Source organism: Pseudarthrobacter sp. TE3704 (assembly GCF_056279405.1).
Genome location: NZ_JBWCCJ010000003.1, coordinates 38865 through 52245 on the forward strand (window position 1 = coordinate 38865; position 13381 = coordinate 52245).

The 13381-nt window shown below is 66.2% G+C and carries 13 protein-coding genes and 1 pseudogene; 4 read left to right on the forward strand and 10 right to left on the reverse strand.

From position 1 onward, the window contains the following. Positions 1–3: 3 nt before the first annotated feature. Complete coding sequence (locus ACZ9BC_RS07910) at positions 4–684, reverse strand: histidine phosphatase family protein (RefSeq protein WP_476245449.1); 681 nt, start codon at positions 682–684, stop codon at positions 4–6. A gap of 203 nt (positions 685–887) precedes the next feature. On the opposite strand from ACZ9BC_RS07910, the gene ACZ9BC_RS07915 reads away from it, so the two are divergent. The 3 genes from ACZ9BC_RS07915 (at position 888) to ACZ9BC_RS07925 (ending at position 3056) form a co-directional block, all read left to right on the forward strand. After that, positions 888–1436 carry a YceI family protein gene (locus ACZ9BC_RS07915; protein ID WP_091416957.1) on the forward strand — a complete coding sequence of 183 codons (549 nt, stop codon included), beginning with the start codon at positions 888–890 and terminating at the stop codon, positions 1434–1436. A 191-nt stretch (positions 1437–1627) separates the two neighbouring features. Continuing rightward, positions 1628–2092, forward strand: coding sequence for a hypothetical protein (locus tag ACZ9BC_RS07920; protein ID WP_476245450.1), 465 nt, complete (start codon positions 1628–1630; stop codon positions 2090–2092). 109 nt (positions 2093–2201) lie between these two features. Continuing rightward, positions 2202–3056, forward strand: a complete 855-nt coding sequence (locus tag ACZ9BC_RS07925) for a Yip1 family protein (protein ID WP_476245451.1) — start codon at positions 2202–2204, stop codon at positions 3054–3056. A gap of 48 nt (positions 3057–3104) precedes the next feature. Here the strand turns inward: ACZ9BC_RS07925 and ACZ9BC_RS07930 are convergent, their stop codons facing one another. After that, positions 3105–3809 (reverse strand): redox-sensing transcriptional repressor Rex, encoded by a 705-nt coding sequence (locus ACZ9BC_RS07930; RefSeq protein ID WP_079597509.1) that lies wholly within the window; start codon positions 3807–3809, stop codon positions 3105–3107. A gap of 141 nt (positions 3810–3950) precedes the next feature. Next, complete coding sequence (locus tag ACZ9BC_RS07935) at positions 3951–4205, reverse strand: glutaredoxin family protein (protein ID WP_079597510.1); 255 nt, start codon at positions 4203–4205, stop codon at positions 3951–3953. 76 nt (positions 4206–4281) lie between these two features. On the opposite strand from ACZ9BC_RS07935, the gene ACZ9BC_RS07940 reads away from it, so the two are divergent. After that, positions 4282–5100 carry an HAD family hydrolase gene (locus ACZ9BC_RS07940; protein ID WP_079597511.1) on the forward strand — a complete coding sequence of 273 codons (819 nt, stop codon included), beginning with the start codon at positions 4282–4284 and terminating at the stop codon, positions 5098–5100. 143 nt (positions 5101–5243) lie between these two features. On the opposite strand, the gene ACZ9BC_RS07945 is transcribed toward ACZ9BC_RS07940, so the two are convergent. The 7 genes and pseudogenes from ACZ9BC_RS07945 to ACZ9BC_RS07975 all read right to left on the reverse strand — a co-directional run bounded on the left by ACZ9BC_RS07945 (position 5244) and on the right by ACZ9BC_RS07975 (position 13381). Further along, a complete protein-coding gene (locus tag ACZ9BC_RS07945; RefSeq protein WP_003792170.1) occupies positions 5244–5342 on the reverse strand; it encodes a 30S ribosomal protein bS22 in 99 nt (32 codons plus the stop codon). A 194-nt stretch (positions 5343–5536) separates the two neighbouring features. Next, a complete protein-coding gene (locus tag ACZ9BC_RS07950; protein WP_476245452.1) occupies positions 5537–5749 on the reverse strand; it encodes a helix-turn-helix domain-containing protein in 213 nt (70 codons plus the stop codon). A gap of 154 nt (positions 5750–5903) precedes the next feature. Then, entirely contained in the window at positions 5904–7028 is a 1125-nt protein-coding gene (locus tag ACZ9BC_RS07955) for a 3-deoxy-7-phosphoheptulonate synthase (RefSeq protein ID WP_476245453.1), read from the reverse strand. 268 nt (positions 7029–7296) lie between these two features. Further along, complete coding sequence (locus ACZ9BC_RS07960; protein ID WP_476245454.1) at positions 7297–8622, reverse strand: glycoside-pentoside-hexuronide (GPH):cation symporter; 1326 nt, start codon at positions 8620–8622, stop codon at positions 7297–7299. Between the two features lie 56 nt (positions 8623–8678). Beyond that, positions 8679–9698, reverse strand: a pseudogene (locus ACZ9BC_RS07965) (acetylxylan esterase). Positions 9699–9872: 174 nt separating this feature from the next. Continuing rightward, positions 9873–11348: a rhamnulokinase gene (locus tag ACZ9BC_RS07970; RefSeq protein WP_476245455.1), complete on the reverse strand. Its 1476-nt coding sequence runs from the start codon at positions 11346–11348 to the stop codon at positions 9873–9875. Next, positions 11345–13381, reverse strand: a complete 2037-nt coding sequence (locus ACZ9BC_RS07975) for a bifunctional aldolase/short-chain dehydrogenase (RefSeq protein WP_476245456.1) — start codon at positions 13379–13381, stop codon at positions 11345–11347. The genes ACZ9BC_RS07970 and ACZ9BC_RS07975 overlap by 4 nt, the downstream gene beginning before the upstream one ends.

Consider the following 13381-nt stretch of genomic DNA (forward strand, 5'->3'; position numbering starts at 1 on the left):
CTACTAGGCTCCAGGGGTGCTGGCGGCACCGGGAAGAAGGGACGCCGCGGGCTCGCTGTACTGGACGCGCAGGAGGGTGCCGTCGTCGTCGAACACCAGGGACGTGATGGAGGTAAGGGTGCATTCCCGCTTCCGCGGGTCATGCCACAGGGGCTTGCCTTCGGCGCTGAGGCGGGTGGCCCAGATGGGAAGCTGGTGGCTGACCATGATCGCCTCAGGGCCGGCCGTCCCGAAGTCGCCGTTTGCCAGTTCGATGGCGCGTACCCGCGCTTCCTGCACCGCGTCCATCACCCGGGACGCCTGCTTCTTGTAGGGCTCGCCCCAGGAGGGCCGCAGGGGGTTGACCAGCATGGGCCAGTGCTTGGGCCGGCGGAGTTCCGCCTTGGTGACCTTCATGCCCTCGAAGTAGTTTTCAGCCTCGATGATCCGCGCATCCGTGTGGATCTCCAGGCGCAGGGCCTCGGCAGTGGGTGCGGCGGTTTCCTGCGCACGGTCCAGCGGCGATGCTGCCAGGTACGTGATCCTGGCACCGCTGGCAACGCGCTCGCGGAAGTGCTCCGCGAGCATACGGGCCATCTCCCGCCCCAGTTCGGAGAGGTGGAATTCGGGCAGCCTGCCATACAGGACGCCGTCGGGATTGTGTACCTCGCCATGGCGGAGCAGATGGACAGTGGCTTGGGGCATGTTTACCAGTTTCTCAAAGATGGCGTGCGATCCGAAATCTTCTACACCCAGTAGAACTGAACTTTATGAAGAAATGTTCCGGGATCGGGAACAAAAGATGCAAATGCATGTTTATAGTAGATGCAGCAGTTAGTTGATACTTCAACATATGAAGCTTCAACAGCAGGACCATCAACAGGCACGCACAAACAAGGAGCATCATCATGGCACTTCCCGCAGACGTCACCACCGGCACCTGGACCCTCGACAACTCCCACAGCGAGATCGGCTTCACCGTCCGCCACGCGGGCATCAGCAAGGTCCGCGGCCAGTTCACCGAAGCCGCCGCCACCTTGGACCTCCCCGGAGACGTTGCCGACGCCAAGATCAGCGCCACCATCAACACCGCCAGCTTCGACTCCGGCGACGCCAACCGCGATGGCCACGTCAAGGGCGAGGACTTCTTCGACGTGGAGAAGTTCCCCGAAATCTCCTTCGTCTCCAACGGCCTCGTCGCCAAGGGCAACAGCTACGAACTGACCGGCGACCTCACCATCAAGGGCGTCACCCGCCCGGTCACGCTCGAAACCGAGTTCAACGGTGTAGCCGTTGACCCGTTCGGCAACACCCGGGCCGGCGTTTCCGCTGAAACCACCATCAGCCGCAAGGACTTCGGCCTCACCTGGAACGCAGTCCTCGAGACCGGCGGCGTCCTGGTCAGCGACAAGGTTGCCATCAACCTGGAACTGGCCTTCATCGCCCCCGCTGCATAGTCATTACTTCCGCCGGAACCCCGGCACCGGCTTTCACGCCGGTGCCGGGGTTCTGTCTTTAAAGGCGTCAGGCTTTCGTGGCGTCCGTCGTCCCGGCCTGCGCGCTGAAGCCGCAGCCCGGTGCGCAGGGGGCAGTTCCTGCAGACCGAGCCTCGCCATGGCGCCGCCCGGGCGGGACTACAGTGAACGCCATGAGCAACTCCCCCAGCGCCCGGCCCGGCGGTTTAGCCGCGCTGTTTTCAGTGGCCGGCCGCCCCACGGAAATCAAGGTCTCGTTCTGGATCTGGTTCGCCGGCGGCATCCTGAGCGCCATGGGCGGACTGCTGGGGATGCTTGCGTCCCTGGTGCTCTTTGCTGCGGCACCTGCAGCAGCCGCGGCCGTGGTCACCCTGATGCTGCTGGCCTCCGCGGTGGGCGTTGCGCAGATGGTTTTCGCGGTGAAGATGAAGGCGGGACGGACGTGGGCACGGATGGCCCTGACCGCCCTCGCCGCCGTCACGTTGGCCCTTGCCGTGATGAACATGCTGACCGGCATGGGCCAGGGCGGAAACTGGGCAGCCTTCCTGGTCAGCCTGGCGGCAACGGTCCTGATGTGGCTGCCGAATTCCGAGGCATGGTTCGCCGCCGGCCCGTCCCGGAATACCTCCCCGGAATGACCCACAACGCGGCGGCCCGGGGGTACGGTGGACTTAAGCCATGCTGGGGGCAGGCTACAGGACCGCTCCCGGCAGCCTCCCTGGAAACCGACATGCAGAAGGACCGCTCATGAGTACTCCTCCCGTCCCGCCTCCCGTACCCAATGACCCGCACTCCAATGGCTCGCAGGGCGGCACCAATCAGCCCGGCAATAACCAGCCCGGTGACCAGCCCGGTGACCAGCCCCGCTACGGCGAGAACGCGCCGCAGTACGGACAAAACGCTCCGCAGTATGGCCAGAACGCACCCCAGTACGGACAGAACCCGCCGCAGTACGGTTCGCAGCCGCCGTCGGCTCCGCAGTACGGACAAAACGCGCCCCAGTACGGCCAGCAGTTTGGCCAGAACCCGCCGCAGGCTCCCGGCTACGGGCAGCCGCCGTTCGGCCAGTCCTCATATGGCCAGTCGCCGTATGCCCAGTACCCCTCGGAACAGCCGCAGCCTTCGGGAAGCGCCGGCGTCCCACAGCTGGTGAACATCTCCTTCTGGCTGCTGATCGCGTCAGCAGCGATCTTCGTGATTTCCCTGTTGACGGGCCTCACGCAGCTGGATGACCCGCTGTTCCGCCAGACGTTTGAGGACCAGATGGAGGCCGGTGGCGCCACCGGCGTCACCTACGAGGACATCAAGGGCGTCATTGCCGGCACCCTGGTGGTGTTCGCCATCCTGGGCGCCGGGCTGTACCTGCTGGTGGCCTTCTTTATCCGCAAGGGCAAGAACTGGGCCCGCATCCTGGGCACGGTGTTCGCCGCCCTGTCCATCTTCGGCCTCTTCGGACCGCCCTCGATCGGAACCCTCGGAACCCTGCTGGGGATCGCCGCCATCGTGCTGCTGTATCTTCCCGCCGCGGCCCCCTACTTCCGGAAGCAGCAGCCCTTTGCCAACCCGTACGGCGGCGGCATGGGCAACCCCTACGGCCGGTAGGCACACATTTCCACACCTGCGGGCGTGGGTTCCGGGAACTGCCGAAATCTAGGCGGTCTGCCCCGGGGCCTGCGCCCGCTGTGCGTGGTAGGCCAGGATCTGCAGTTCGGTGGCCATGTCCACCTTGCGGAGGTTGACGCCCTCCGGGACCTGGAGCATGACGGGGGCGAAACTCAGGACGCTATGGACACCGGCCGCCACCACGCGGTCGCACACGTCCTGCGCCACGGCCGCCGGCAGTGCCAGCACCACCATGTTGGCTCCGGTGCGGTGCAGCACGGTTTCCAGGTCCGCGACGTCGCTGACCCGCAGCCAGCCCACCTCGTTGCCCACCACCATCTGGTCGGCGTCAAAGATCGCCACGACGTCGAAGCCCCGGGACTCGAAGCCGCCGTACCGGGCCAGGGCCTTGCCCAGGTTGCCGGCACCGACAATGGCGACTTTCCAGTCGTGCGTCAGGCCCAGGGCGGCGGCGATGTGGCGGCTGAGGTACTGCACCTCGTATCCGACGCCGCGCGTGCCGTAGGAGCCCACGTGGGAGAGGTCCTTGCGCAGCGTGGACGAGCTCACTCCGGACGCTTCCGCGAGGGACTCGGAGGAGACACGCTCCACGCCGTCTGCAAGCAGTGTGTTGAGGGCACGGAGATAGAGCGTCAGCCGGGCCACCGCTGCGGGCGGGATCTGCTTGGCTGGCGTGCCCGTGGCGCCCGGAAGATCCGGAACAGCCTGGGGGGTTGAGTCCAGCGAAGTCACCAGCCCCTCCCTTGAGTCGCGTTGTGACTCCACTCTAGAGCCCCATTGCCGGTGCCAACAAAGCAGGCGTCATCACCGGAAACCACTCCCCTTGTTTGCGCCCATCCTTGCTGAACCACTGCGCTTACTGGAACACTGCGCTTATTGGGCCATGGCGCGCTGGAGTACGCGTTCCAGCCGGGTTTCGTCGATTTTCCAGAAATCGCGCTGGACGCCGTCCACCAGCACCACCGGGATTTCCTCGGCATAGCGTTCCCGCAGCTCCGGCTGGTGGTCCACCCGTTCTTCGGTCCACTCCAGCCCCAACGCAGCGGTAACCCGCCCGACGGCGAGGCGGGCCTCCTCGCAGAGGTGGCAGTCAGCTTTGGTGATGAGGACGACGCGCGGTGTTGCCATGACTTAACCGTAGCCCCGTCCGCGGTGCCCGGCACGCCGACGGTTTCCAGGCAGGGCATTGACTAGACTCAAGTCCATGCCCCAGGAGAAGTACGTCGCCGTAGTCACCAAGCCGGTTGCTGCGCCGCAGCCCGGCGAGGCGGCGTTCTTCGATGTGGACAATACCCTGATGCGCGGTGCCAGCCTCTTCCACGTGGCACGGAAGATGTACCAGCGGGGCGCCTTCACCATGGCCCAGGCCGCCGGCTTCGCCTGGAAGCAGTTCAAGTTCATGGCGCGGGGCGAGAACATCGACGACGTCCATGCAGTCCGGGACTCTGCCCTGACCCTGGCTGCCGGGATCACCGTTGACGACATCAAGGCTTTGGGCGAAGAAGTCTATGACGAGATGATCGCCTCCCGGATCTGGCCGGGTGCCAAGGCCCTCGCCGAACAGCACCTGAGGGTGGGCAGGCGCGTCTGGCTGGTGACGGCCACCCCCATCGAGGTGGCCACGGTGATCTCCACGCGGCTCGGACTGACCGGAGCGCTGGGCACTGTGGGGGAAATTTCGGAAGGCATGTACACCGGACGGCTGGTGGGCGACATCCTGCACGGTTCCGCGAAGGCCGTGGCCGTCCAGGGCATTGCCGACGCCGAGGACCTGGACCTCAAGCGCTGCTGGGCCTACAGCGATTCATACAACGACATCCCGCTGCTCAGCCTGGTGGGCCACCCGGTGGCCATCAACCCGGATGCCCGCCTCCGCCGGCACGCCCGCGACAACAACTGGCCCGTGTACGATTTCCGCGCCGGCCGCCGCGCAGCAACTTTCGGTCTCAAGGCAGCCACCGCCGGCGGCGCCGTTTACGGCCTCTGGAAGGGCTTTGCAAGGATCCGCGGCCCGCGGGCATAGGAATCCGTCGGATCCTAAGCTTGTCCGCGAATCCGAACCGTGACGGTAAGGATCTGCGAACAAGGCCAGGAAGCTGCACCAGCAAAAATGAAATGCCCGCCGCCTGCAAGGCGACGGGCATTTCTACGCTGTTCGAAGTATCTCTACTTCTTATTGCGGCGCTGGTGACGGGTCTTGCGAAGCAGCTTGCGGTGCTTCTTCTTGGCCATACGCTTGCGACGCTTCTTGATAACTGAACCCACGAAAGTTCCTTACAAACTAGATGCAGTACCTGTCTGATGGAAAAGGTTCGTGGACAGAGCTACGAACTGAACAACTGACAGATTCTTACAATGACGTAAAACGTTCCTTAACAGGGTACCGCTTATCGGGAGGGGCTACTGACCGCGGGGCTCCCCCCGGCTCAAATACAGGGCATTGCGACGGAATGAGTGCGTCAGGCGGACTCGGTGTGGCCGTCCACCACAGCACCTTTGAGGTACTGCTCCACGGCATTCTCCGGAACCCGGTACGAGCGGCCGAAGCGCACAGCGGGCATTTCGCCGGAGTGGACCAGCCGGTAAACGGTCATTTTGGAGACGCGCATGACCTGGGCTACTTCAGCCACGGTCAGGAACTTCGCGTTGGAGAAGTTCTGTTCTGACGACATTTCCCTATTCCTTTGCTGACGGATGGACAACAGTGACCCCAGGTACATGCCAATGCGGTGTTCCGATGCTGAGCCATCCACCAACCACCTACCTAGATACTCTAGATGTTCCTGTTGCAGATGTGAAAGTAGTCCGCTCCCCTATTTGGCTCCCCTACTTCACTGCGCGGCGCTTGCGTGCGGACGCTGCCAGCTGGTCCAGCACGGAGACGGAAACGTCCCATTCCATGCATGCGTCCGTGACGCTTTGGCCGTAGACGAGTTCCGCGCGGCCGGCTGCGTTCTCGGCGACGTCCAGGTTCTGGGCGCCGCCCACCAGGAAGCTTTCCAGCATGACGCCGGCAATCGCCTGGGCGGAGGTGCCGCCATCCTCGAGCTGGGCGCCAATTTCCAGTGCCACCTCTGCCTGCCGGTGGTGGCTCTTACCGCTGTTGGCGTGGCTGGCGTCCACGATCACCCGCGGGTTGAGGTGCTTGCCGGCCAGCTTGGTCGAAGCAGCCTCGACGTCGGCCGCGGAGTAGTTGGGCCCCTTGCGTCCGCCGCGGAGGATCACGTGCGTGTCCGGGTTTCCGGCGGTGGCCACCAGCGCCGCCCTGCCGTCGCCGTCGATGCCGAGGAAGGCCTGGGCTGCCCCGGCGGCACCGCAGGCATCGATGGCAACCTGCAGGTCGCCGTCGGTCCCGTTCTTGAATCCGATGGGCATGGACAGGCCCGAGGCGAGCTGCCGGTGGATCTGGCTTTCCGTGGTGCGGGCCCCGATGGCGCCCCAGGAGATCAGGTCCGCCATGTACTGCGGACTGATCGGCTCCAGGAATTCGGTGGCGGTGGGCAGTCCCAGGGCCGTGACCTGCTGCAGGAAGTGCCGGGCGGTCCGGAGGCCGGTGACCATGTCGTGGCTACCGTCCAGGCGGGGGTCGTTGATCAGGCCCTTCCAGCCGACCGTGGTGCGGGGCTTTTCGAAGTAGGTCCGCATCACGATGAGCAGGTCTTCCTTGTGCTTTTCGGCCTGGCTGACCAGCCTGCGGGCGTATTCCAGCCCGGCCTTGGGGTCGTGGATGGAGCACGGCCCCACGATGACCAGCAGGCGGTCGTCCACCCCGTCCATGATGGCGCGGACTTCATCGCGTCCGCGTTCGACGACGTCCGTCACCCGGGCGTCCAGCGGCAGTTCGGCGATGAGTTCAGAGGGCGTGGGCAGCGCTGTGAATTCGCTGACGCGCAGGTTCGAGGTGGTTTTGGCGGCGGCGGTGCTGGCTGCTGATGCTGTTGCGGTGCTCATGGTGGGTCCTGTTCCAGATGGGAAGCGGGCCCAGTTCAGAACCCGCCGGAGAAACGGCGAAGGGCAGAGAATGATCTCTGCCCTGTTGGCTCTGAAGGAAAGTTGGATGCGTGTCAGTTAGACGCGGGCCCCTCCAGAGCCAACGAAAAATACGCATACCAACGGTTAGTCATGCCTCAGACCATAGCCGCGGTATGTCCCCGGGCGCAAACCATGTCCGTCACATGACTTTTTGGACGCCGCCGGCTCCCCGCTACCCGGCTGCCAGCTATCGGCTCGACTGCAGGCCGGCCACCAGCTCGGCGTGCCTCTTGTCCGTCAGGCGGTACCAGTACATGATTCCGGCGGCGGCCAGCACCAGGGCTGCGGGCAGCAGCCCGGCAGCGGCGCGAATGGCCAGGATGGCGGACTCGGCCTGCGCCGGGGCCGCGGACGAGTATCCGCCCCAAGCCAGCGAGAAAGCCACCACCCCGCCGCCGAACCCCATTCCCAGCTTCCGGGTGGCGGCCAGGAGGGCGTAGTTGATGCCCTGGACCCGGACACCGGTTTTCCACTCGCCGTATTCAACGGTGTCCGCGATGAGCGCCCAGGTGAGGATGCTGACCGAAGCAGACGAAAGCATTGCCAGTACAAGGCCCGTTACCGCAAGCCAAGGCAGCCCCGCCGGAGCGAGGAACACAATCATTCCGCCTGCCGCACCGGCGCAACCGCCGGCCGTGTAGGCAGCACGTTTGCCCCAGCGCGCCACGAGGCGCGGCATAACGACGGCGAGTGTCAGGGTGATTGCCACCTGCGCGGCGGCCATGACGGGAAACAGGTCCACCCGGGAGAGGACATCCCGCAGGTAGAAGAACTGTGCGGCGCCCGTGGCTGACGTGCCGGTGACGAAGAGGACGGAGCTGATGCAGAGGACCACGAGCGGCGAGTTGGCCTTCAGCGCATCCGTGCTTTGGCGCAGGGTGATTTTGGGGATGCTGCCGCCGATCTGTTCCCGGCAGGCAACAGCCGTGAACAGATAGAGGGCGGACCCCACGGCGGCAAAAACCAGTGTCATCACGGTGAAGATCTGCTGCATGTCCCCTCCGGCGCCCAACAGGGGGGCGATGAAGAAACCCAGGGTTGCCCCCACTGACAGTCCGCCGATGGTCCGGGCGCCGCCGAGCCGGGCGCGCTCCCGGGGGTCCTGGGTCATGGCCCCCACCAGGCAGCCGTAGGGCACATTGACCAGGCTGTAGGCCAGGCAGACCAGCCCGTAGGTGCAGTAGGCGTACAGCAGCTTGGAGGACGGGTCCACGTCCGGAACGTGGAACACCGCAGCGCCCAGCAGGAGCGGAACGAAGCCGAACATCAGGAAGGGGCGGAACTTGCCCCACCGCTTGCTCTGCACCCGGTCCACGATGCGGCCGGCGGCAATGTCGGTAAACGCATTGAACACCCGCGCCACCACCAGCAGCGTTCCTGCCGCCGCTGCCGCGATGCCGGCCACATCCGTGTAGTAGACGAGCAGGAACATGTTCGCTGTACTGATGATCATGCTGTTGGCTGCGTCGCCGGCACCGTAGGCCACAACGCTGAGCCTGCTGAGTTTCTTCATTGGTTCCTTGTTTGCCTGGACCCGGAAACCGTTTTCTCAAGCCCGCAACAAGGAACTTACCCCAAAATTTTGCGGAGAAACAGCAGCTGCCGGATCCAGTGGTGTTCCTGGCCGCCCTCGTGGTTGTTGAACCGGTACACCTCGATGTCCTTCGCGGCGCCGGTGGGAGCGGTACCGGCCGCCCCGGAGCCGTAGGCGTTGAAGCTGGCAAAAACGGTGGACGGCGGGCAGATATCGTCCATCTGGGCTGCCGAATACAACGCTGGTGCCGTCGCCAGGCGCGCCAGGTTGACGCCGTCGAAGTAGCGAAGGACGTCAAGCACGGGCTCGTAGCGGTCCCGGTGGCGCGCCAGGAACTGGGCGATCTCCGGGTACGGGCCGCGCGGGGTGATGTCGATGGCGCGGGGGAAGTCCTGCAGGAACGGAACATCCGGCAGCGCGGCGATGACGCCGTCGAGCCGTCCTGCCGTCAGCCCTGCAGTGGCAACCACGATGCCGCCGCCCTGGCTGACACCTGCCAGCACCACCTTCTCAGGATCGACGCCGGGGTGCGCCTGTGCAGCCTCCACCGCGCGGAAAGCGTCCACGTACACCCGGCGGTAGTAGTAGTCTTCCCGGCTTGCGATGCCCCTGGTCATCAGGCCTGCGTGGGCCACGCCGCCGGCGGAGGGGTGCGGGTCGGGCGTCTCACCCAGGGTTCCGCCGTAGCCCTAGCCGCGGGTGTCCATGGTGAAGTGCGCGTACCCGGCCTGGGCCCACCGGGTGTCCTGGTTGACCAGGCCGCGGCCGCCCTAGTATCCGACATAGTGGACCACCACGGGCAGCCTGGCCCCGGCTTCCCGGTGCGCGGGGAGGTGCAGCCAGCCCTTGACGGGGGCGCCGCCGTAGCCGGAGAACGTCACGTCGAAGGTGTCGATGACGGAGAGGTAGTTCTCTGCCGGCTCAAAGGACGCATTCAACGGAAAGGCCCGGGCTTCGGCAATGGTGGCGTCCCAGAAGGCAGTGAAGTCGGCGGGCGACGTCACGTCCGAGGTATAGCTGCGCAGCTGGGCCAGGGGAAGGTCGAAGAGTGGCATGGGCTATCCGGTCCTGTCAGGTAGTTGGCTTGTCTACGGCCCTGCTTCCAGGCCGGCGAGACGCTTCTCGAAGATCTTAGGGGCCGCCGCACCGTCCCGGCATGGACGCATGACGCCACGTTCAGGAACGTGGCGTCATGCGTCCGCACGTTGCGGATCCTTGCTGCGCAGGACCTACAGGCGCGACAGCTCCGGCGTGAACGCCTGCAGCTGGTGTGACCGCACCACCAGGCTCCGCAGCTCGGTCAGTCCGCCGGACACCGCACCGGCCGCCCGGGCCTGCACCAGGACGTTGCCCAGGGCAGTGGCTTCCACCGGTCCTGCAATCACCTTCTTGCCGGTCACGTCCGCGGTGAGCTGGCAGAGCAGCCGGTTCTGGGAGCCGCCGCCCACCACATGCACCACGTCCACGGAGCGGTCGGCCAGGCGTTCGGCGTCACGGATGGTGCGTGCGTAGCCGGTGGCGAGGCTGTCCATGATGCAGCGGGTGATGGCTGCCGGATCGTTCGGCAGCACCTCGCCCGTGCGGCGGACGGCTGCCCGGATCCGGTCCGGCATGTTGTCCGGCGCAATGAAGTAGGGATCGTCGGGGTTGATCTGAGGTCCGCCCGGCGGCAGCGCGGCGGCCGCTTCCAGCAGCGCCGGAAGCTCCGGCTGGAATCCTTCGGCCGCCCAGGTGCGCTGACACTCGGACAGGAGCCACAGTCCGCCCATGTTGCGCAGGTAGCGGATGGTGCCGTCCACGCCGCGTTCGTTGGTGAAGTTGGCTTCCCGGCTGGCCTCGGTGAGGACGGGATGCTTCAGTTCCAGCCCCACCAGGGACCAGGTGCCGGAGGAGATGTACGCGAAGTCCTCTTCCTGCGCCGGGACGGCGGCGACGGCGGAGGCGGTGTCGTGCGAGCCGACGGCCACCACTGTCGTGTCCTGCGGGAGCCCCAGCTGGGACGCAATGACCGGCAGGAGGGTCCCGAAGGATTCGCCGGGCTGGATCAGCGGCGGGAACAGGTCCTTCCGCAGGCCCAGGGCGGTGAGGAACTCGGTGGCCCACTCCCCCGCGACGGCGTCGAACAGGCCGGTGGTGGAGGCGTTGGTGGCCTCGGTCCGGCGCTGTCCGGTCAGGAGGAACGCGATCAGGTCCGGGATGAGGAGGGCCTGGAGGCCCTCCAGGTCCTGCTCGGTGGCGAGCTGGTAGATGGTGTTGAACTGCAGAAACTGCAGTCCGGTGGTGCCGTAGAGCCGTGCCGGGTCCAGTTTCCGGTGCACAGGCTCGACGGCGGCGCGGCTGCGGTCGTCCCGGTAGCTGAACGGCTGGGCCGTCAGCTTCCCGTCGGCGTCCACCAGGCCGTAGTCCACGGCCCAGGTGTCGATGCCGATGCTGGCTACCTGCTCGCCCTGGGCGGCGGCGACGGTTGCCGCGGCCCGGAGCCCCTCAAGCACCTCCGCGAAGAGCGCATCGAAGTTCCAGCGGAGACCGCCGTCGATCTCCACAACACCGTTGGGAAAGCGGTGGACCACCTCGAGCTGCACAGCCGCTTCCGTCGCGGCGCCACCGCCGGCCAACCGGCCCAGGATGACCCGGCCGGAGGAGGCGCCGATGTCGACGGCGGCGAACACCTTGCCGCCGTCGACACCCTGAACCTGCCCGCTCATCGCAGAAAGGCTGCGGCCACTCCGGCGTCCACGGGGATGTGCAGGCCGGTGGTGTGGGACAGTTCGTTGCTGGTGAGCACGGCGGCGGCGTTGGCCACGTGCTCGGGCAGGACTTCGCGCTTGAGCAGGGTGCGCTGGGCGTAGTACTCGCCCAGTTTCTCCTCGTCCACGCCGTACACGGCGGCGCGCTTGGCGCCCCAGCCGCCGGCGAAGATGCCGGAGCCGCGGACCACGCCGTCGGGGTTGATGCCGTTGACGCGGATGCCGTACTCGCCCAGTTCGGCCGCGAGCAGGCGCACCTGGTGGGCCTGGTCTGCCTTGGTGGCCGAGTAGGCAATGTTGTTGGGGCCGGCGAACACGGAGTTCTTGGAGGAGATGTAGATGATGTCCCCGCCCAGGCCCTGCGCGATCATCACCTTGGCGGCGGCCTTGGCCACCAGGAAGGAGCCCTTGGCCATGACGTTGTGCTGCAGGTCCCAGTCCTTCTCGGTGGTTTCCAGCAGCGGCTTGGAGATGGACAGGCCGGCGTTGTTGACCACCAGGTCCACACCGCCGAATGCCAGGACGGCGGCGTCGATGGCGGCCGCCACCTGGGCTTCGTCCGTGACGTCGGCCTGGACACCGATGGCGACGTCCGGGCCGCCGAGCTCTTCGGCCACCTTTTCGGCGTTCTCGAGGTTCAGGTCGGCGATGACCACGCACGCGCCTTCCGCGGCGAGGCGGGTGGCGATGGCCTTGCCGATGCCGGAGGCGGCGCCGGTGACCAGGGCGATGCGGGTGGCGTGGGACTTCGGCTTGGGCATCCGGGCCAGCTTGGCTTCCTCCAGCGCCCAATACTCGATCCGGAACTTCTCGGATTCCTCGATCGGGGCGTAGGTGGAGATGGCCTCGGCACCGCGCATCACGTTGATGGCGTTGATGTAGAACTCGCCGGCAACGCGTGCGGTTTGCTTGTTGGCGCCAAAGGAGAACATGCCCACGCCTGGCACCAGCACAATGGCCGGGTCAGCGCCGCGCAGGGCCGGGCTGTCCTGGTCTGCGTGGCGGTCGTAGTAGGCCTGGTAGTCCTCCCGGTAGTCCGCGTGGAGCTCGTGCAGCCGGGCGATGGAGTCCTCGATGGATGCGTCGGCGGGCAGATCCAGGATCAGCGGCTTGACCTTGGTGCGCAGGAAGTGGTCCGGGCAGGAAGTGCCCAAGGCACCCAGGCGCGGGTGCTCGGCGGCTTCGAGGAAGTCCAGGACGACGGCGTCATCGCTGAAGTGCCCCAGCTGCGGCTTGTCCGTGGAGGCCAGGCCGCGGATCACGGGGGCCAGCGCTGCGGCCTTGGCGCGGCGCTCCGCCTCCGGCAGGGCAGCGTAGCCGGGCAGCTTGGGGCCGAAGGGTTCGGCCTTGCCGTTGTCCCGGATGTACTTCTCGGCCTGTTCGATGATCCACAGCGAGTTCTGCTCGGCTTCCTCGCTGGTGGCGCCCCAGGCGGTGATGCCGTGCCCGCCCAGGATGGTGCCGATGGCCTGCGGGTTGGCTTCCTTGATCGCGGCGATGTCCAGCCCCAGCTGGAAGCCGGGGCGGCGCCAGGGCACCCAGACCACCTTGTTGCCGAAGATCTTGGTGGTCAGCGCCTCGCCGTCCACCGCGGTGGCGATGGCGATGCCGGAGTCCGGGTGCAGGTGGTCCACGTGCGCGGCGTCCACCAGGCCGTGCATGGCGGTGTCGATCGAGGGAGCGGCGCCGCCCTTGCCGTGCAGGCAGTAATCGAACGCTGCCACCATCTCGTCTTCACGCTCCACGCCCGGGTAGACGTTCTTCAGCGCGTTCAGGCGGTCCAGCCGAAGAACGGCAAGGTTTTCGGCTTTCAGGGTGCCAAGGTCCCCGCCGGAGCCCTTGACCCACAGCAGCTGGACATCCTCGCCAGTGACCGGGTCTTTTTCGGTGCCCTTGGCGGAGGTGTTGCCGCCGGCAAAGTTGGTGTTCCGCTTGTCCGCGCCCAAGCGGTTGGAACGGGAAATCAGGTCTTCAACAGTCTTGTTGCTCAT